Here is a 17,918-nt window from a genome sequence, read left to right as displayed (position 1 = left end):
CCACGTGAGCACCCACCACACCCCCGACCGTCGACGCTGGGCCGGACTCGTCGTCATCAGCATCGCCGTCTCGCTCATCATCGTCGACTCGACGATCGTGAACGTCGCGATCCCGAGCATCGTCCGCGACCTCGACATCGGGTCGACGGCGGTGCAGTGGGTGCAGGAGAGCTACACCCTGGTCTTCGCGGCGCTCCTGCTCGTGTTCGGCTCCCTCGCCGACCGGTTCGGCCGACGGCGCCTGCTGGTCGTCGGCGTCTCCGTCTTCGCGCTCGCGTCGGTCCTCGCCGCACTGGCCCCGACGGGCGACCTGCTCGTCCTCGCCCGCATCGCGCAGGGCGTCGGCGGCGCGATGGTCCTGCCGACGACCCTGTCCCTCGTCAACGCGACCTTCACCGGGCGCGAGCGCGGGATCGCCTTCGCGGTCTGGGGCTCGACGATCGGCGGCATGGTCGCCGTGGGCCCGCTGCTCGGCGGCTGGCTGACGACGGACTTCTCGTGGCGGTGGGCGTTCGGCATCAACATCCCGCTCGGCGTCGCCATCGTCATCGGCGCGTACCTGACCGTGCGCGAGTCCCGCGACACCGTGCACGCCGGCCGGATCGACGTCATCGGCGCGGTGCTCAGCGTCGTGACGAGCGCCGCGCTCGTGTTCGGCCTCATCGAGGGACGGACGTACGGCTGGTGGACGAACGCCACCCGGTTGACCGTCGGCGACTGGACCTGGCCCGGACCGCTGTCGCCGATCCCGTACGCGTTCCTCGTCTGCGTCGTCGCGGGCGTGGCCTTCGTGCTCTGGACCCGGCGGCGGCAGCGCGCGGGCCGCTCCACGCTCATCGCGCTCGACCTCTTCACGATCGGGTCGTTCCGGAACGGGTCGATCGCGGCGCTCATCGTGTCGCTCGGCGAGTTCGGCATCATCCTCTCCCTGCCCATCTGGCTGCAGAACGTGCTCGGGTACTCCGCCCTGCAGACCGGGTTCGTGCTGCTCGCCCTCGCGATCGGGTCGTTCGTCGCGAGCGGGTTCGCCGCGACCGCCGGCCAGCGGATCGGCGCACTCAGGATCGTGCGCATCGGCATCGCCGCCGAGATCGTGGGCGTCGCGGCGATCGGCTTCGTCGTGACCTCGTCGACGCCGTGGTGGGCGATCGTGCCGTGCCTGTTCGTCTACGGGTTCGGCGTCGGGCTGGCGACCGCGCAGCTGACCGGCGTCGTGCTGCGCGACGTCCCGGTCGAGCGGAGCGGCGAGGCCTCCGGCGCCCAGAGCACCGCGCGCCAGATCGGCTCGGCGCTCGGCATCGCGGTGCTCGGCACGGTCCTGTTCACCTCGACCGGGACCCTGCTCCAGCACCGCCTCGAGGACGCCGGCACCCCCGCGGCCACGGCCTCGCAGATCGCCGACGCCGTGGTGGCGTCCTCCGGTGGGTCGATCGCGGCACTCACCGAGCAGAGCCCGACCGCCGGAGCCGCGGCGGCCGAGGCGTTCAGCGACGGCACGCGCGCCGCGGCCTGGTCCGCCGCGGGCTTCCTCGTGCTCGGCCTCGCGGCGACGCTGCGGCTGCGCAACCGCCCCGAGGACGTCGAGGACGGTGCGGCCGAGCCGACCCGTCAGCGCACCGACGTGCCCGACTGACGGACGCACGGCGCGGGTCGGCCCCGCACCGCGCCTCCCGGTCCGCGGTCCGCGGCACCGCCCCCGCGGCCCCGGAACAAGGTTGTGCACAACTGAATTGCGTGCAATCCTTGTGGCATGCCCGTGACCGACGAGATGGTGTGCTTCTCCCTCTACGCGGCGAGCCGTGCCACCACGCAGGCGTACCGGTCCCTGCTCGAGCCGTGGGGCCTCACGTACCCGCAGTACCTCGTCCTCGTGACGCTGTGGATCGAGGGCGACCAGACCGTCTCGGGCCTCGGCGACCACCTGCAGCTCGACTCCGGCACGCTCTCGCCACTGCTCCGTCGCATGGAGCAGGGCGACCTCGTCCGCCGCGAGCGCCGCAGTGCCGACGAACGCGTCGTCACGGTCACACTCGGTGACCGCGGCCGCACGATCCGCGGCGAGCTCGCCCACATCCCGTCGACGATCGCCGCGGGGATGGGCCTGGCCGACGAACAGGCTGCGACGGAGCTCATCGCGACGCTGCACCGGCTGACCGAGACCATGCACGCCGCCGCGACGCCGGACCGCGCCGCAGCGGACCACTGACCCCCACGAAGGAAGGAACCACATGGAAGCCCTCTACACCGCCGAGGCCCTCTCCACCGGAGCCGGTCGCGACGGCCGCGTCGCCACCAGCGACGGCTCGTTCGCGCTCGACCTCGCGATTCCCAAGGAGATGGGCGGCTCCGGCGCCGGCACCAACCCCGAGCAGCTCTTCGCCGCCGGGTACGCCGCGTGCTTCCACTCCGCACTGCAGGGCGTCGCCCGCAGCCAGAGGGTGAAGATCGCCGACTCGTCCGTCGGCGGCCGCGTGCAGATCGGCCCGAACGGCGAGGGCGGCTACCAGCTGGCCGTGCTGCTCGAGGTCGTCCTGCCCGGGCTCGAGCACCACCAGGCCCAGGCCCTCGCGGACGCCGCGCACCAGGTCTGCCCGTACTCGAACGCGACCCGCGGCAACATCGACGTCACCATCACCGTCTCGGAGGACTAGTCCATGAGCACCACCCCCACCACCATGCGTGCCGTCGTCCACCACGAGTTCGGCGAGCCCGCCGACGTGCTGACCGCCGAGGACCGCCCGGTCCCCACCCCCGGAGCGGGCGAGGTCCTCGTCCGCACCGTCCTCTCCCCGATCCACAACCACGACCTGTGGACCATCCGCGGCACGTACGGCTTCAAGCCCGAGCTGCCCGCGGCCTCCGGCACCGAGGCGCTCGGCGTCGTCGAGGCCCTCGGCGAGGGCGTCACGAACCTCACCGTCGGCCAGCGCGTCGCCGGCGGCACCTTCGGCGTCTGGGCCGAGTACTACGTCGCGAACGCCGCCGGGCTCGTCCCGGTGCCGGACGCGATGACCGACGAGGACGCCGCGCAGCTCGTCTCGATGCCGTTCAGCGCCATCAGCCTGCTGCACTCCCTCGACCTGCACGAGGGCGACTGGCTCATCCAGAACGCCGCCAACGGCGCGGTCGGCCGCATGGTCGCCCAGCTCGGCAAGGCCCGGGGCATCAACGTCATCGGGCTCGTCCGTCGCGCCGCCGGCGTCGAGGAACTCCGCCAGCAGGGCATCGACCGCATCGTCGCCACCGACGCGGACGACTGGCAGGACCAGGTCCGCGCGATCACGGGCGGCGCCCCGATCGTCGCCGGCGTCGAGTCCGTCGGCGGCAAGGCCGCCGGTGACATCGCCTCCGTGATGGGCGAGAACGGCACCCTCGTCGTCTTCGGCGCGATGGCCTCCCCCACCCTCGAGATCCCGTCGGGCAAGGTCATCTTCGGCCAGCTCACGGTCAAGGGCTTCTGGGGCGCCGTCGTCAGCAGGACGATGGACGCGCCGCTCAAGCAGCAGCTCTTCGGCGAGCTCATCTCGCGCGTGCTGGACGGCTCGCTGACCCTGCCGGTCTCCGAGGTCTTCCCGTTCGACGAGGCGCGCGCCGCGGCGCGCGCCAGCGACACCGCCGGCCGCGTCGGCAAGGTGCTGCTGCGCCCGTAACGCAGACAGCAGGCGGACAGGAGGCTCGTGGCGGATCCGCCACGAGCCTCCTGTCCGTCAGGTGGCAGGGACCAGGGCCCGCAACGCGTCCGCCTGTCCCAACCACCCGACGGGCCGTCCGTCCTCGTCGACGACCGGCAGGCCCGCGGGGTCGGCGGCGTCGACGACCTCCCGGACGACCTCGTCGAGCGGGGCCGTCGCCGACACCGCGGCCACGTCGGCGACCACGTCCGTGACGGGCCGCTCGGCGAACGCGGTGTCCCCGAGCACGGCGTCCCCGACGGACCGCGCCGTGACGATCCCGGCCAGGCGCCCGGCCCCGTCGACGACGACCACCGGACCACCCCCGGCCCCCTCGATCGTCTCGAGCGCCTGCCCGGCAGTCGCCCCGGTGTCGAGCACCGGTCCGAGCGGGCGCGCCGCACCACCCGCCGTCGAGGGCTCCGGGGACCGGACCGCGGCGTCGGTCAGGTCGACACCGCGGCGACTGAGCTTCAGCGTGTAGATCGTGTCCCGCGAGAGCACCTTCGACACCGCCCCGGCGATCACGACCGCGACGACCAGCGGCAGCACGAGTTCGTACGCACCGGTCAGCTCGAACAGCATGATCCCCGCCGTGATCGGCGCACGCGTCGACCCGGCGAAGACCGCGCCCATCCCGACGACGGCGAAGGTGCCCACCTGCCCCTGCATCGACGGGTCGATCGCCGCGACGACCTCACCGAAGGCCGCGCCGGTCATGGCGCCGATGAAGAGCGAGGGCGCGAACACCCCGCCGGATCCGCCGATGCCGAGCGTGAGCGACGTGGCGACCACCTTGCCGACCACGAGCACGGCGAGGAAGCCGAGCGCGTACTGCCCGGCGACCCCGCGTTCGAGCACCGGGTACCCCACGCCGTACAGCTGCGGCAGGACCAGCAGCACGCCCCCGAGCAGCAGCCCGCCGACGACCGGGCGGAGCCACTCCGGCCCCCGCGTCGCGCGCCACAGGACGTCGCAGGCGTCCTCGACGAGGTACAGCACGCGGGTGAAGCCGATGCCGATCGCCCCGGCGAGCAGCCCGAGCAGCGCGAAGAGCAGGTACTCGGGCGGCGTGATCGACCCGATGGACGGCAGGTGCAGGAAGGCCGCGTCGCCGAAGACGGCGCGACCGACGAGCGCCGCGGTGACGCTCGCGATCGCGACCGCGCCGAACGAGGTCGGGGTGAAGTCCCGCAGCAGCAGTTCGAGCGCGAAGAAGATGCCGGCGACGGGGGCGTTGAAGGTCGCCGAGATCCCGCCGGCCGCGCCGCACGCGACGAGGGTCTTCAGGCGCACCTCCGGCATCCGGGCCCACCGACCGATCGTCGAGCCCAGGGCGGCGCCGATCTGGATGATCGGCCCCTCGCGGCCCACCGAACCGCCCGCGCCGATGCAGACCGCACTCGCGAGGGCCTTCACCACGGCGACGCTGCCCCGGATCCGACCGCCGTTCCGGGCGACCGCGTACATCACCTCGGGAACGCCGTGGCCCCGCGCCTCCCGCGCGAACCGCTGGATGAGCGGCCCGTACAGCAGCCCGCCGACCGCCGGGGCGAGCACCACGAAACCGGCCCCGAGCCACGGCACCCACGGGTTGGCCGGGTGCCCGTCGGTCGCCGAGTAGTCCGCGTGGCCGCTGAACACCCACGTGGCGTGCTCGATCAGCCAGCGGAAGACGACCGCCGCGCCGCCGGCCCCGAGGCCGATGAGCAGTGCCGGGAGCGCCAGCCGGACGGCAGCACCACCGAAGCGAGTGCCGGCGGTCACGAGGTGGGGACGGATGGTCTGGGCGGCGTCGGGCACGGTCCTCCTGAGTTGTACGGGCACAATGATTGTACGCGTACAACGAACGGGAGTCACCCCCCGAAGGCGGAGACCTCCTCGGGTGACGGTTCCCCCATCGCCCGACGGAGCGCCGCCATCCCGGCGGTCACGACCGCGCGGTCCGCGACCGGCACCCGCTCGATGATCTCCTCGAGCTCCCGGCGGCGACGATCCGTGACCTCGGCCACCAGTGCACGCCCGCGCTCCGTCGGCGCCACCAGGACCTCGCGGCGGTTGTCCGACGACGCCCGGCGTTCGACCCACCCGCCGGCCACCAGACGGTCGACGTTCCGCGTGAGGGTCGACGGTCCGACCGCCAGCCGGTCCGCCAGGACGCCGGCACGCGTCGGCCCGAGGCTGACGACGAGCACGATCAACCGGAACTGCGGGACCGTGACCGACTCGAGCGCCGGCGCGAGCGACCGCGCGACGACGCCGAGCAGGCCGCGCGACGCGGCGAGGACTTCATCGATCCCGTGGTCCGGACGTTCACCCATGTCCGCCATCCTCGCAGGCGATCACGTCGCCCCCTCGATCCCGCGGCCCAGGAGGCCGGTGCGGGGACGCCTTCGTGGTCAGCCGCGGGCCTGCTTCGTCGGGACCGTGAAGATGTTGCCGGTCGTGACGCCTTCCTGGACCTCTTCGAGGGTGCGCCCGCGACTCTCCGGCACGAACTTCCAGATGAAGAGCAGGGCGAGGACGCCGACGGCCGCGAACCCGAAGAAGGTGCCCGTGATGCCGGTCGCGGCGACGATCGTCGGGAAGTACAGCCCGAGGAACGCGTTCGCGATCCAGAGGCAGAACACCGAGATGCCCATGCCGAGTGCGCGGATCTGGGTCGGGAAGATCTCGGACAGGATCACCCAGGTCGCTATGTTGAGGAACGTCTGCATCGAGCCGACGAACGCGACGACGAGGAACAGGATCACCCACGGGCGGGCGGGGTTGCCCTCGACCAGGGTCATCGACGCGATCCCGATGAGGAAGTGGCAGACGGTCGTCAGCGAGTAGCCGAGGATGAGCGTCGTGCGCCGGTTGATCTTCTCCATGTTGCGGATCGCGATCACGCCGCCGACCACCGCGATGACCCCCGGCGCGATGTTCGCGATGAGCGCTGTCTGGTCCGCGAAGCCCGACTCGACGAGCACGGTCTGGCCGTAGTACATGATCGAGTTGATCCCGGTGAGCTGTTGCGCCACCCCGATGCCGGCACCGATGAGCACGATGCGGATCAGCCACTTGTTGCCGAGCAGGGTGCGCCAGCCGCTCTGCCGCTCGACGTTCGCCTCGAGCTCGTTCGACCGCGTGATGTCCTCGAGTTCGGCGTGGGCGCGCTCGCGGGAGCGGATCTGCCCGAGCACCTCGAGGGCCTCGTCGTCGCGCCCCTTCGAGGCGAGCCACCGCGGCGACTCCGGCACGCGGAGCATGCCGACGAACAGCGCGATCGCCGGCAGGGCACAGACGGCGAGCATCACGCGCCAGACGCCGTCGCCCTCGCCCCAGAGGGAGCCGATGATCGCGTTCACCACGAACGCGGCGAGCTGGCCGATCACGATCATCAGCTCGTTCCGACCGGACAGCGACCCGCGGATCTCGTACGGCGCGAGTTCCGCGAGGAACACCGGGACCACCGTCGAGGCACCACCGACCGCCAGGCCGAGCAGGACGCGACCGACGACCATCACCCCGAAGACCGGGGCGAACACGCAGACGAGCGTCCCGACGAAGAACGTCACGGCGAGCAGGATGATCGTCCTGCGGCGCCCCCAGCCGTCGGCGATCCGGCCGCCGAGCATCGCGCCGATCGCGGCACCGAACAGGAGCGAGCTCGTGACCACGCCCTCGGTGAGGTTCGTGAGCCCGAGCTCCTGCTTCATCGGCAGCAGGGCGCCGTTGATCACACCGGTGTCGTAGCCGAAGAGCAGGCCGCCGAACGTGGCCACGAGTGCGAGGACGCCGAGGCGTCGGACGTGCGGGCCGTGTCCGACCGGCGGGAGGGGGACGCTCGTGGCTGTCGGTCTGATGTCGACCATTCGGTGACTCCTTCGTCAGTGATCGGGCTGCATCGCTGTGGAGGATCGTAGCCCGAATCCATGTCCTGTCAATCGGTCATACACACAAAATGACGAATGGATGGCTCCGCGAAAGCCCCGGTCAGCGATCACTCGCCGTCGCCGGCGGGGTCGTCGAGCACATCGCCCAGCGACGGCATCTCCGCACCGTGGTCGGTGTAGCGACGGACGGTGCGTCGAGCGGCGGCACTCGCGGCGCCCGAGAGCCGGGGGTTCCGTCGTGCAGCGTCGGCCACGCGTCCAGCGTGCCCGGCGGTCGACAGCAGGATGTTCGCCAGCGCGCGGGCGTCGCCCGGCTCCGGGACCCCCGTCACCGTCCAGGCCGTGCGGACCTGCTCGTCCGGGGTGACCCCGCGACGCGTCCCCATCCGGTGCCAGTCGGACAGCGAGCCCTCGGTGCGGGCGGCGGCACGGTCGGCCTCGCCCGCCCGACGACGCTCGGCGTCGCGAGCGGCGTCGTCGGCCGCTTCGCTCCGTTCGATCCGGTCGACCAGGCCGTCCGCCCGCTTCCGGACCTGCTCGGCACGCTCGCGCGCGGCGGCGTCGTCACCGCCGGCCTCGGCGATGCGGGCGGCGTGCGCGGCAGCCGCCGCGGCGAGGATCTCCGAACGCTCCATGCACCGACGGTAACCCGTGCAGCCGACAGCGCCCGACCGTACGTCCACCGACACATCGCCGCACGGGCGACGGTGTGCACGTCCGGCAGTCCGCTACGGTTGAAACCGAGGGGGAGTCATGAAACGAACCGCAGTGGTCGGAACCGTCCTGGTGTCGACCGTCCTGCTGTCCGGCTGCTCGTGGCTGCGCGGGACGGACGGGGCGATCCCCGCCCCGTCCGCCCCGCCCACGAGTGCCTCCCCGACCCCGAGCGACACACCCACCGCCGACGGCGACTCGGCCGCGGACCTCCTCGAGGCCTCCGCGAACCCGCGCACACCGACTGCCGCGCCCACCGAGGCCGCCGCACCGGCACCGACGCTGACGCCCATCCCGGCCGGCACGGTCCTCGCCCAGGGCGACGTCGCGTCCCCGAAGGGCAGCATCCACTTCCACTTCCGTCTCGTCGCCGACGGAGCGGACGCGTTCACCGCCGAGTACTCCGGGTTCACGTCGACGCTGCCGGTCCCCGTCGGGGTCGGGCTGTTCGACCTGCCGAAGGAGGTCGGCGACGGCCTGACCTACCGCGGGGTGGGCGACCACACGCTCGGCGGGCCGACGAGCACACCCGGCTCCGCATCGGTCCCGCTCACCGGGTCCGGCGTCGAACCGTCGCACCTCGGCACCCTCGTGACGTACTCGGCCGCCCGCCCCGGCCAGGACGTCCCCGTCGAGATCGCCGCGGACAAGGTCCTCGCCGTCACGACCGTGCGGTGGTCGATCCCCGCCCGGAAGACGAACGTGCACCCGGTCGACCACGGTGCCCGCCCGAACGCCACCGGATCGGTGACGGCAGCCGCCGGCGGCGGGGCTCCTGCGCGGTACACCGTGGCGCCCGACGACCTCATCGGCGACGTCGCCGCACGGTTCGGCATCACCGTCCGGGCGCTCGTCTGGCTCAACGAGGGCGTGCAGGTCTTCGGCGAGGACCAGCACCTCTACGAAGGCACCACGCTCAACCTCGACCCGCTCGGCCGCTGAGCCGCGCGGGTCCCGCCGGAGCGCGACCCACCGACGACAGGAGGCGCGGTGCCAGCCGGCACCGCGCCTCCTGTCCGTCAGGTGCGTGCGTTACTCGCCGCGCAGCTCCAGGTACTTGGCGATGAGCGCCTTCGTCGAGGAGTCCTGCGCGTCCAGCGCGGCCTGGTCACCGTCGACCGCCGGAGCGATCTGCAGCGCCAGCTGCTTGCCGAGCTCGACGCCCCACTGGTCGAACGAGTCGATGCCCCAGATCGTGCCCTCGGTGAACACGATGTGCTCGTACAGCGCGATGAGCTGACCGAGCACGCTCGGGGTGAGCTCCGGCGCGAGGATCGACGTCGACGGCTTGTTGCCGGTGAAGGTGCGGGCGGAGACGATGGCCTCGTCCGTGGTGCCCTCGGCGCGGACCTCGTCCGCCGTCTTGCCGAACGCGAGCGCCTTCGTCTGCGCGAAGAAGTTCGCCAGGAAGAGCGCGTGCACGTCCTGCCCGGGCTGCACCGCCCCGCCGTCACCGGTCTCGTCCTTGAGCGGACGCGCGGGCTTCGCGACCGTGATGAAGTCGGTCGGGATGAGGCGTGTGCCCTGGTGGATGAGCTGGTAGAACGCGTGCTGGCCGTTCGTGCCCGGCTCACCCCAGAAGACCTCGCCGGTCTCGGTGGTGACGGGCGAGCCGTCCCAGCGGACGCGCTTGCCGTTGGACTCCATGGTGAGCTGCTGCAGGTACGCGGCGAAGCGGTGCAGGTACTGCGTGTACGGCAGGACCGCGTGGCTCTGCGCGCCGAGGAAGTTCGAGTACCAGACGTTGAGCAGGCCCATCAGGACGGGGACGTTCTGCTCGAGCGGCGTCGTGCGGACGTGCTCGTCGATCGCATGGAAGCCCGCGAGGAACTGCTCCCAGTTCTCCGGGCCGATCGCGATGACGACGCTCGTGCCGATGGCGGAGTCGACCGAGTACCGGCCGCCCACCCAGTCCCAGAAGCCGAACGCGTTCTCGGGGTCGATGCCGAACGCCGCGACCTTGTCGAGCGCGGTCGACACGGCGACGAAGTGCTTCGCGACGGCGTTCGACTTCTCGTCGTCGGACGCGTCGGCCAGGCCGAGCCGCTCCCAGAGCCACTGGCGAGCCAGGCGGGCGTTGGTCAGCGTCTCGAGCGTGCCGAAGGTCTTCGACGCGACGATGAAGAGCGTGGTCTCGGGGTCGAGGTCAGCGGTCTTCTCGTAGATGTCCGCCGGGTCGATGTTCGAGACGAACCGCGCCTCGAGGCCGGGCTGGACGTACGGCTTCAGCGCCTCGTAGACCATGACGGGGCCGAGGTCGGAGCCACCGATGCCGATGTTCACGACGGTCTCGATGCGCTTGCCGGTGACACCGGTCCACGCGCCGCTGCGGACCTGCTCGGCGAAGGCGTAGACCTTGTCGAGCGTGGCGTGCACGTCGGCGTCGACGTCCTGGCCGTCGACGACGAGCGCCGGCGAGGCGCCCTTCGGACGGCGCAGGGCGGTGTGCAGGACCGCGCGGTCCTCGGTCGCGTTGATGTGCTCGCCGGCGAGCATCGCCTGGAAGCGCTCGGCGACGCCGGTGTCCTTCGCGACCTGGAGCAGGTCGGCGAGGATCTCGTCGGTGACGAGGCCCTTCGACAGGTCGACGGTGAGGTCGGCGGCCTGGAACGTGTAGCGCTCGGCGCGAGCGGGGTCGCTGTCGAACCAGCCGCGCAGGTCCGGGGTGAAGTCGGCGGCGAGGTGCGCCAGCTTCTTCCAGCCGTCGGTCGATGTGGGGTCGACGGGAGCGGATTCGGTCACTTGTGGTCCTCCTGGATCGCCTTCAGACGTACGAGCCCGCGGGTCACCGCTGCGCTGCGTCGCGGACCGCCTCCGAGCGTAGTGCGCTCCGGCGGATGGTGTGCGCCGTCGGACAGGAGGCGCGGGGCACGTTCGCTGTGCGCGTCACGGGGCGAGCGGCGCGAGCGCGTCCGCGACCGGGCAGGCCCGGGCGACGCGCCAGGCGCGTCCGGCCCGCGGGTGGCGACGCCGCGGGCCGTGCGCGGTGGCGGCGCGGTCAGGACTCGGGGGTGAACCGGCGGAGGCGCAGGCTGTTCGTCACGACGAAGACCGACGAGAACGCCATCGCCGCGCCGGCGAGCACCGGGTTCAGCAGCCCCGCCATCGCGAGCGGGATCGCCGCGACGTTGTACGCGAACGCCCAGAACAGGTTGCCCTTGATCGTGCGGAGGGTCGCTCGCGAGAGCCGGATCGCCTCGGCCACCACGGTCAGCCGACCGCTCACCACCGTGATGTCGCTCGCCGCGATCGCGGCGTCGGTCCCGGCGCCCATCGCGATCCCGAGGTCGGCCGCCGCGAGGGCCGCGGCGTCGTTCACGCCGTCACCCACCATCGCGACGTGTCGGCCATCGGCCTGCAGGCGGCGGACGGTGTCGAGCTTCGAGGCCGGGGTGGCGCGGGCGTGCACCTCGTCGATGCCGACCGCGGCGGCGACGGCGCGTGCAGCGCCCTCGTTGTCACCGGTGAGGAGCACCGGGTGCAGCCCGAGCTCCCGGAAGCGCCGGACGGCGTCCGCAGCTTCGGGCTTCACGGTGTCGGCGACGACGACCACGCCGAGTACTCGGCCGTCCGTCGCGACGACCACCGCGGTGCCACCATCGGACTCGGCGTCCCGGACGGCACGCAGCACGGTCTCCGGGACGGCGACGGACCACGACGTCTCGAGCCACGCGGTCGTGCCGACGAGGACCACCGCGCCGTCGACGACCGCCTGGACCCCGGCCCCGGGGGTCGCGGTGAACTGCATCGCTCCGGTGACGTCGAGTCCTCGGGCGCGGGCGGCCGTGACGATCGCCCGGGCGACGGGGTGCTCGGAGCCGTCTTCGACCGCGGCGGCGAGCCGGAGGACCTCGGCGTCGTCGGTGCCGGGCGTGCCCGTGACCGTCCGCAGGGTCATCGTCCCGGTCGTCACCGTCCCGGTCTTGTCGAGGACGATCGTGTCGACGCCGTGGGTCTGCTCGAGGACCTGCGAGCCACCGATCAGGATGCCGAGCTGCGAGCCCCGGCCGGTCCCGACCAGGAGCGCGGTCGGGGTCGCGAGGCCGAGCGCGCAGGGGCAGGCGATGATGAGCGTCGCGACCGCCGCGGTGAAGGCGGCCGTCAGGGATCCGCCGAGGACGAGCCACCCGACGAACGCCGTCACCGCGAGCCCGATGACGATCGGCACGAAGACCCCGGACACCCGGTCGGCGAGGCGCTGGACGTCGGCCTTCCCGGTCTGCGCGTCCTCGATGAGCCGCCCCATCCGAGCGAGTTCGGTGTCGGCCCCGACCCGGGTGACCGCGACGACGAGCCGACCGCCGACGTTGATCGTGGCGCCGGTGACGTCGTCGCCGACGTGGACCTCGACCGGTACGGACTCGCCGGTGAGCATGCTGCGGTCGACGGCCGACGTGCCCTCGCGCACGGTGCCGTCGCTCGGGATCCGCTCCCCCGGCCGGACGACCACGACGTCGCCGACGACGAGGGACGCGGCGGGCACGCGCGTCTCGGTGTGCCCGCGCAGCACCGTGGCGTCCTTCGCGCCGAGTTCGAGCAGCGCACGGAGTGCGGCACCGGACTGCTGCTTCGCGCGGGCCTCCATGTACCGCCCCGCGAGGATGAACACCGTGACGGCAGACGCGACCTCGAGGTAGAGGTCGCTCGCCTCGGGATCGGTCGCGAACCACGAGAAGGTCATGTGCATGCCGGTCGTCCCGGCGTCGCCGAGGAACAGCGCGTACAGCGACCACCCGAACGCGGCGAGGACGCCGACGCTCACGAGGGTGTCCATCGTCGCCGCGCCGTGCCGGGCGTTCACCCAGGCGGCCCGGTGGAACGGCAGCGCGCCCCACACGGCCACCGGGGCGGCGAGGGTCAGTGCCAGCCACTGCCAGTTCGGGAACTGCAGGAGCGGCACCATCGAGAGGACGACGACGGGGACGGCGAGGACCGCCGAGACGACGAGTCGTCGCCGGAGCGCCGCGGTCGGGTCGTCCACGCGGTCGTCGTCGGCGGTCTCGGGGTCGGCGGTCGCCGGCGGGCGCGGCACCGAGGCCCCGTACCCGGCCGACTCCACGGCCGCGATGAGGGCACCGGTGTCCGAGCTGCCGGAGACGGTGGCCTTCTCGGTCGCGTAGTTCACGGTCGCGGTGACGCCGGGGAGCTTGCCGAGCTTCCGCTCGATGCGGTTCGCGCACGAGGCGCAGGTCATCCCGGTGATGTCGAGCTCGACGACCCCGTCCGTCATGACCGCACGACCTCGTACCCCGCCTCGGCGACGGCGGCGCGGAGCGCGTCCTGCGGCACCGGGGCCGCGGACGTCACGGTCACCTCGGAGGCGCCGCCGGGGACGAGCCGCACCCGGACGTCGGACACCCCGTCGAGCTCGCCGAGCTCCTCGGTGACGCTCATCACGCAGTGGTCGCAGGTCATGCCCTCGACGAGCAGCAGTTCGGTGGTCATGGTGGTTCCCTTCTGGGGTCGGGTCACGACGTCGGCGTCGACGCCGTCAGGAGCGGACGAGCCGCGCGATGGCGTCGCTGGCCTCGCGCACCTTCGCGTCCGCAGCGTCACCGCCCTCGGCGACGGCCTCGGCGACGCAGTGCCGCAGGTGGTCCTCGAGCAGCGAGAGGGCGACGCGTTCGAGTGCCCGGTTCGCCGCGGAGATCTGGGTGAGGACGTCGATGCAGTACGTCTCGTCCTCGACCATGCGCGCGATGCCACGCACCTGCCCCTCGGCGCGACGGAGTCGCTTGAGCAGGTCGTCCTTGTCGCCGATGTAGCCGACGTGTTCGTGCATGCTGGCCTCCGTCATCCGTACGGTACCCCCCTAGGGTATACCCATCCGCCGTTGCCGTGACCCGGGACGAACCGTGCGATGATGCGATCATGACCGAGGCGGCGACGAACGGCTTCCGCAGACTGCGGTTCGCCGACGGCGACGGGTCGGACTACTCCGACATCTTCGAGGCCGAGTACCACGGCTCCGACTTCGCCTCGGACACCTTCGCCACCCGGGACACCCGCTACGAGTACACGGTCGTGGGCGACGACGACCTGACGCTCCGCACGATGCGGGCGGAGGGCGGCAGGCGTGGCGGGGTCATCGGGCCACGGGACGACCACGTCGTGTTCTGGCTCACCAAGGGCCAGCTCGAGATGCACTTCGCCGACCGATCCCGCGTCGTCGTCCCCGGCAGCCCGTACATCGCCTCGGCGTCCGAGGCCTACCGCTTCGAGTCGACCGGCACGATCTACAACGGCGTGCACATCGCCGACCGGTTCCTCCGCGCGGTCGGACAGGACCTCGGCTTCGCACTCCCCGACGGCCCGCTCCTGTTCGACCAGCAGGACGAGGTCGTCGCGCGCCAGGAACCCCTCCGACACCTCGTGCGCGAGATCGGTCCGATGCTCGTCGACGACCGCGTGCTCGGCCCGATGCGCACGGCACTCAACCGCCGGCTCGCGGTCGTCGTCCTCGACACGTTCCCGATCCGGAACCGCGGCTCGGACGTCCCGGTGGCGAACCGGCTGCGGGACGCGGTCCGGTTCATCGAGGAGCACGCCGCCGAACGCCCGGCAGTCCCCGAGATCGCCGCCGCGTGCGGGCTGAGCCAGCGCGGCCTGCAGGACGTGTTCTCGCGGACCCTCGGGTCGACCCCGCACCGTTTCCTCCGCGACCACCGACTCGACCGCGTCCGACGCGAGCTCCTGCACACGGACGGCGACGAGAGCGTCACCGAGATCGCCCGGCGATGGGGCTTCACGAACCACGGACGCCTCGCCGTCGCGTACCGCGACCGGTTCGGCGAGGACCCGGCGTCGACCCTGCGCTCCTCACGCGCCGCCCGACCGGGCCGCGCCTCGTGGCGGCTCCGTCGTGCCGTCGAGTTCATCGAGTCGAACCCCGACGAGGCACTGACGCTGCAGGCGATCGCCGACGCCGCGGGCGTGCGTCCACGGCGGCTGCAGCAGCTCTTCCTGGAGGAACGGGGCGAGTCCCCGATGGCGGCCGTGCGGTCGATCCGTGGTGCTGCAGAACGCAACGCGTCGGACGGAATCAGCGCAGCTCGCTGACCGTCGGCACAGCAGGGGTACGCAGCGAGGCGCGTTCCGCGCCATCCCTGGGAAGTTCCTGAACTCGATCGGCCCCGTGTGACGATCCTCGATTCAGCCCCGTCTCATCCGTGAACAGCAACCGCTGGGAACGCCCGGCGGGACCGAATCGGAAGGAAACCACGATGGCTGACACCACGACGACCACCCCGGCTGCGACGACCGCGGGCCGCGCTGCGACCGCACCGGCTGCTGGCGTGACGGGCAAGACCACGATCGACGACACGGTGGTGTCGAAGGTCGCGGGGATCGCGGCACGCGAGGTGAACGGTGTGCACTCGCTCGGCAACGGTGCGGCGCGTGCGATCGGTGCGATCCGCGACGCGATCGGACAGCGTGACTTCGGGCAGGGCGTCAAGGTCGAGGTCGGCGAGAAGCAGGTCGCCGCGGACATCGTGATCGTCGCGGAGTACCCGGTGTCGCTGCAGCAGGTCGCCGACGGCGTCCGCTCCGCGGTGGCCCGTGCGCTGACCCAGATCGTCGGCATGGAGGTCGCCGAGGTCAACGTGACCGTCCAGGACGTCTACATCCCGGGCGACGACGACGACAACGACGACAAGAAGGAGTCCCGCGTTGAGTAACACACTGGTCGGCGCGCTGATCGGCGCGATCCTCGCCGTCGTGGCGTTGCAGTTCGGGTTCTGGGGCTTCGTCCTGGTGGTCGTGTTCGGTGCTCTCGGCGCGCTCGTCGCGGCGTTGGTGACGGGCAAGATCGACCGTGGTGCCCTGACGGACGTGCTGACCGGACGTCGGAGCTCCCGGTGACCGGCGGCCCGGACGTCCCGGGCCGGGTCGAGATCTCCGCTCGCGCGCTGAACTCGCTGGCGCGGGCCGTCGCCGCCGAACGGCTCGGCGCGCCCGCGAAGCGGGTGCGGGTCGGCCTGGGCGATGCGTCCGGGGCGCTCGCGCTCGACATCACCGGTCCGATCTCGGCGGGCGAGGACATCCTCGCCCGGTCCGTGCGGGTCGCTGACGAGGTCAAGGGCCGGGTCGGGGACCTCACCGGCCGCCGGGTGGGCAGTGCCCACATCGAACTCACCGGGATCGTGCGCGAGCACCGGTCCCGGACCCTGTAGGAGGCCATCATGAGCAACGGTTCCGTGGAACGACGCATCCGTCGCCGCAGCGTGCACCGCTCCCGCTCGACCGCGGTCGCCGTCGCCCTCGTGGTGCTGGCGTTGGTCGCGGCGTGGATCGGCACCGAAGCGGTCCTCGCCGGGATCGGCCGTCCGCCGCTCGTGGCGGACCCGCAGCAGGTCGTGGACGCGGCCCTGCGCCCGGACGCGGCGTTCGTGACGATCGCCGAGGTCGTCGCGGTGGTGCTGCTGGTGCTCGGTGTGGTGCTGATCGTGCTGGCCCTCAAGCCCGGCCGGCAGCACCGCTCGGTCATCGACCACGACCGTGGCGCGGTGATCATCGACAGCCGCATCGTCGCCTCGACGGCCGCCAACGCGGCCGGGCTCGCCGCGGGTGTGCCCGAGGGCAACACGTCCGCGACCGCTCGTGGCCGTTCCACCCACGTGCGCGTGGTGCCCGTCAGCGGGATCCCCGTCGACGACTCCGTCGTCCGGGACGCCGTCCAGGCACGCCTGGCGGGCTTGGACGAACGCTTCGGCCGGCGCGTGAGCGTCAGCGTCGAGGAGAAGGGAACGCTGGCATGACCGGCAGCAACCGGACCATGAACCGGATCATCCTGCTCGTGCTCGGCCTGGTCGCGGTCATCGTCGGTGTCACCATCGGCGCCGGCGTGCTGACCCCGGTCCGGGACGCCGTGCAACCGTACGTGGACCTGCCGCGCAACCTCGACGTGCCCGCGTCGTCGCTGTGGATCGTCGTCGCGGTCTGCGCGGTCGTGATCGTGCTGTCGCTGCTGTGGGTGTTCACCCGCGGTCGTGGCGGGACCTCCGTCGCCGTGCGGGAACGCTCCGGCGACGACCAGGTCACCGTGAACGTCGCGCTCGTCCGCGACGTCGTCGAACACGAGCTCCAGGACGTCCGTGACGTCGTCGGTACCCGGGTCGACACGTACCTGGTCCGTCGTCAGCGCGCCGCACGCATCCGCGTCGCGGTCCGCCGCGGCGGTGACGCGGTCACCGTCCTCGACGCCGTCGACCACGCCGTCTCCACGCTGGACCGGACCCTCGGCCGGCAACTGCCGATCCTGGTCCACCTCACGGGCGGCACCCGCTCCGCCCTCGCCAAGGCAACCCGCGTCCACTGACACACGCGTGCCGGGCGGCCACCGCGCCTCCCGTCCCGCCGGACGCACCCACCGGGCGTCAGCCCGACCGATGAAAGGACCCCTCATGGGACTCGACGACAAGATCAAGAACGCCGCTCAGGACCTCGCCGGCAAGGCGAAGGAAGCCGTGGGCAAGGCCACCAACGACGACGACAAGGTCGCCGAGGGCAAGAAGGACCAGGCCGCCGCGAGCGTCAAGCAGACCGGCGAGGACGTCAAGGACGTCTTCAAGAAGTAGGACGCACGAACCGTGTCGGGGCACTCGCGATGTCGAGTGCCCCGACATGTTTCCGGTGGACCGAACGAGGAGGAGAA

20 protein-coding genes are annotated in these 17,918 nt (G+C 72.1%); 12 read left to right on the top strand and 8 right to left on the bottom strand.

What is annotated here, in order from left to right:
* The first annotated feature begins 4 nt into the window (after positions 1-4).
* The 4 genes from ACQXVK_RS14670 (at position 5) to ACQXVK_RS14655 (ending at position 3,650) form a co-directional block, all read left to right on the top strand.
* Positions 5-1,633, top strand: a complete 1,629-nt coding sequence (locus ACQXVK_RS14670; RefSeq protein WP_430854041.1) for a DHA2 family efflux MFS transporter permease subunit — start codon at positions 5-7, stop codon at positions 1,631-1,633.
* Positions 1,634-1,750: 117 nt separating this feature from the next.
* Entirely contained in the window at positions 1,751-2,206 is a 456-nt protein-coding gene (locus ACQXVK_RS14665; protein WP_430854040.1) for a MarR family winged helix-turn-helix transcriptional regulator, read from the top strand.
* A 22-nt stretch (positions 2,207-2,228) separates the two neighbouring features.
* Positions 2,229-2,651, top strand: a complete 423-nt coding sequence (locus ACQXVK_RS14660) for an organic hydroperoxide resistance protein (protein WP_430854039.1) — start codon at positions 2,229-2,231, stop codon at positions 2,649-2,651.
* A gap of 24 nt (positions 2,652-2,675) precedes the next feature.
* Positions 2,676-3,650 (top strand): zinc-binding dehydrogenase, encoded by a 975-nt coding sequence (locus ACQXVK_RS14655; protein WP_430854088.1) that lies wholly within the window; start codon positions 2,676-2,678, stop codon positions 3,648-3,650.
* 57 nt (positions 3,651-3,707) lie between these two features.
* Here the strand turns inward: ACQXVK_RS14655 and ACQXVK_RS14650 are convergent, their stop codons facing one another.
* From ACQXVK_RS14650 to ACQXVK_RS14635, 4 genes are all read right to left on the bottom strand, one after another.
* The gene (locus ACQXVK_RS14650; RefSeq protein ID WP_430854038.1) at positions 3,708-5,474 is read right to left on the bottom strand and encodes a chloride channel protein; all 1,767 of its coding nucleotides are present in this window, start codon (positions 5,472-5,474) and stop codon (positions 3,708-3,710) included.
* Positions 5,475-5,527: 53 nt separating this feature from the next.
* Positions 5,528-5,992 (bottom strand): MarR family winged helix-turn-helix transcriptional regulator, encoded by a 465-nt coding sequence (locus ACQXVK_RS14645; protein WP_031261031.1) that lies wholly within the window; start codon positions 5,990-5,992, stop codon positions 5,528-5,530.
* 78 nt (positions 5,993-6,070) lie between these two features.
* On the bottom strand, positions 6,071-7,528 hold the full coding sequence (locus ACQXVK_RS14640) for a sugar porter family MFS transporter (protein ID WP_430854037.1): 1,458 nt from the start codon (positions 7,526-7,528) through the stop codon (positions 6,071-6,073).
* A 128-nt stretch (positions 7,529-7,656) separates the two neighbouring features.
* Positions 7,657-8,184: a hypothetical protein gene (locus tag ACQXVK_RS14635; protein ID WP_430854036.1), complete on the bottom strand. Its 528-nt coding sequence runs from the start codon at positions 8,182-8,184 to the stop codon at positions 7,657-7,659.
* 118 nt (positions 8,185-8,302) lie between these two features.
* Here ACQXVK_RS14635 and ACQXVK_RS14630 point away from each other — a divergent pair, with 118 nt between their 5' ends.
* Entirely contained in the window at positions 8,303-9,205 is a 903-nt protein-coding gene (locus ACQXVK_RS14630) for a LysM peptidoglycan-binding domain-containing protein (RefSeq protein ID WP_430854035.1), read from the top strand.
* 90 nt (positions 9,206-9,295) lie between these two features.
* On the opposite strand, the gene pgi is transcribed toward ACQXVK_RS14630, so the two are convergent.
* From pgi to ACQXVK_RS14610, 4 genes are all read right to left on the bottom strand, one after another.
* Entirely contained in the window at positions 9,296-11,005 is a 1,710-nt protein-coding gene (gene pgi / locus ACQXVK_RS14625; RefSeq protein ID WP_430854034.1) for a glucose-6-phosphate isomerase, read from the bottom strand.
* A gap of 256 nt (positions 11,006-11,261) precedes the next feature.
* Entirely contained in the window at positions 11,262-13,493 is a 2,232-nt protein-coding gene (locus ACQXVK_RS14620; RefSeq protein WP_430854033.1) for a heavy metal translocating P-type ATPase, read from the bottom strand.
* Positions 13,490-13,708 carry a heavy-metal-associated domain-containing protein gene (locus ACQXVK_RS14615; RefSeq protein WP_022908520.1) on the bottom strand — a complete coding sequence of 73 codons (219 nt, stop codon included), beginning with the start codon at positions 13,706-13,708 and terminating at the stop codon, positions 13,490-13,492. The genes ACQXVK_RS14620 and ACQXVK_RS14615 overlap by 4 nt, the downstream gene beginning before the upstream one ends.
* A 46-nt stretch (positions 13,709-13,754) precedes the next feature.
* Positions 13,755-14,045 (bottom strand): metal-sensitive transcriptional regulator, encoded by a 291-nt coding sequence (locus ACQXVK_RS14610; RefSeq protein WP_031263278.1) that lies wholly within the window; start codon positions 14,043-14,045, stop codon positions 13,755-13,757.
* 89 nt (positions 14,046-14,134) lie between these two features.
* Between ACQXVK_RS14610 and ACQXVK_RS14605 the strand changes: the two genes are divergently transcribed.
* The 7 genes from ACQXVK_RS14605 to ACQXVK_RS14575 all read left to right on the top strand — a co-directional run bounded on the left by ACQXVK_RS14605 (position 14,135) and on the right by ACQXVK_RS14575 (position 17,841).
* Positions 14,135-15,322 carry a helix-turn-helix domain-containing protein gene (locus ACQXVK_RS14605; protein WP_430854031.1) on the top strand — a complete coding sequence of 396 codons (1,188 nt, stop codon included), beginning with the start codon at positions 14,135-14,137 and terminating at the stop codon, positions 15,320-15,322.
* Between the two features lie 164 nt (positions 15,323-15,486).
* Entirely contained in the window at positions 15,487-15,942 is a 456-nt protein-coding gene (locus ACQXVK_RS14600) for an Asp23/Gls24 family envelope stress response protein (protein ID WP_430854030.1), read from the top strand.
* Positions 15,935-16,126: a DUF2273 domain-containing protein gene (locus ACQXVK_RS14595; protein ID WP_022908524.1), complete on the top strand. Its 192-nt coding sequence runs from the start codon at positions 15,935-15,937 to the stop codon at positions 16,124-16,126. The genes ACQXVK_RS14600 and ACQXVK_RS14595 overlap by 8 nt, the downstream gene beginning before the upstream one ends.
* Positions 16,123-16,437 (top strand): hypothetical protein, encoded by a 315-nt coding sequence (locus tag ACQXVK_RS14590; protein WP_430854028.1) that lies wholly within the window; start codon positions 16,123-16,125, stop codon positions 16,435-16,437. The genes ACQXVK_RS14595 and ACQXVK_RS14590 overlap by 4 nt, the downstream gene beginning before the upstream one ends.
* Before the next feature lie 9 nt (positions 16,438-16,446).
* On the top strand, positions 16,447-17,022 hold the full coding sequence (locus ACQXVK_RS14585; protein ID WP_022908526.1) for a DUF6286 domain-containing protein: 576 nt from the start codon (positions 16,447-16,449) through the stop codon (positions 17,020-17,022).
* On the top strand, positions 17,019-17,582 hold the full coding sequence (locus ACQXVK_RS14580; RefSeq protein ID WP_022908527.1) for a hypothetical protein: 564 nt from the start codon (positions 17,019-17,021) through the stop codon (positions 17,580-17,582). The genes ACQXVK_RS14585 and ACQXVK_RS14580 overlap by 4 nt, the downstream gene beginning before the upstream one ends.
* A gap of 85 nt (positions 17,583-17,667) precedes the next feature.
* A complete protein-coding gene (locus tag ACQXVK_RS14575; protein WP_022908528.1) occupies positions 17,668-17,841 on the top strand; it encodes a CsbD family protein in 174 nt (57 codons plus the stop codon).
* Positions 17,842-17,918: the final 77 nt, after the last annotated feature.

This window comes from Curtobacterium sp. AB451, from assembly GCF_050585845.1.
In the GTDB taxonomy this organism is placed as follows: Bacteria; Actinomycetota; Actinomycetes; order Actinomycetales; family Microbacteriaceae; genus Curtobacterium.
The sequence above is the reverse complement of the archived record's forward strand: the minus strand, read 5'-3'. Positions and strand labels throughout refer to the sequence as shown.

Coding starts and splice junctions, on each gene's coding strand:
- ACQXVK_RS14600 (WP_430854030.1), top strand. CDS start 15,487: ATGGCTGACACCACGACGACCACCCCGGCTGCGACGACCGCGGGCCGC.
- ACQXVK_RS14660 (WP_430854039.1), top strand. CDS start 2,229: ATGGAAGCCCTCTACACCGCCGAGGCCCTCTCCACCGGAGCCGGTCGC.
- ACQXVK_RS14655 (WP_430854088.1), top strand. CDS start 2,676: ATGCGTGCCGTCGTCCACCACGAGTTCGGCGAGCCCGCCGACGTGCTG.
- ACQXVK_RS14640 (WP_430854037.1), bottom strand. CDS start 7,528: ATGGTCGACATCAGACCGACAGCCACGAGCGTCCCCCTCCCGCCGGTC.
- ACQXVK_RS14605 (WP_430854031.1), top strand. CDS start 14,135: ATGACCGAGGCGGCGACGAACGGCTTCCGCAGACTGCGGTTCGCCGAC.
- ACQXVK_RS14585 (WP_022908526.1), top strand. CDS start 16,447: ATGAGCAACGGTTCCGTGGAACGACGCATCCGTCGCCGCAGCGTGCAC.
- ACQXVK_RS14610 (WP_031263278.1), bottom strand. CDS start 14,045: ATGCACGAACACGTCGGCTACATCGGCGACAAGGACGACCTGCTCAAG.
- ACQXVK_RS14665 (WP_430854040.1), top strand. CDS start 1,751: ATGCCCGTGACCGACGAGATGGTGTGCTTCTCCCTCTACGCGGCGAGC.
- ACQXVK_RS14630 (WP_430854035.1), top strand. CDS start 8,303: ATGAAACGAACCGCAGTGGTCGGAACCGTCCTGGTGTCGACCGTCCTG.
- ACQXVK_RS14620 (WP_430854033.1), bottom strand. CDS start 13,493: ATGACGGACGGGGTCGTCGAGCTCGACATCACCGGGATGACCTGCGCC.
- ACQXVK_RS14635 (WP_430854036.1), bottom strand. CDS start 8,184: ATGGAGCGTTCGGAGATCCTCGCCGCGGCGGCTGCCGCGCACGCCGCC.
- ACQXVK_RS14575 (WP_022908528.1), top strand. CDS start 17,668: ATGGGACTCGACGACAAGATCAAGAACGCCGCTCAGGACCTCGCCGGC.
- ACQXVK_RS14580 (WP_022908527.1), top strand. CDS start 17,019: ATGACCGGCAGCAACCGGACCATGAACCGGATCATCCTGCTCGTGCTC.
- ACQXVK_RS14645 (WP_031261031.1), bottom strand. CDS start 5,992: ATGGGTGAACGTCCGGACCACGGGATCGATGAAGTCCTCGCCGCGTCG.
- ACQXVK_RS14615 (WP_022908520.1), bottom strand. CDS start 13,708: ATGACCACCGAACTGCTGCTCGTCGAGGGCATGACCTGCGACCACTGC.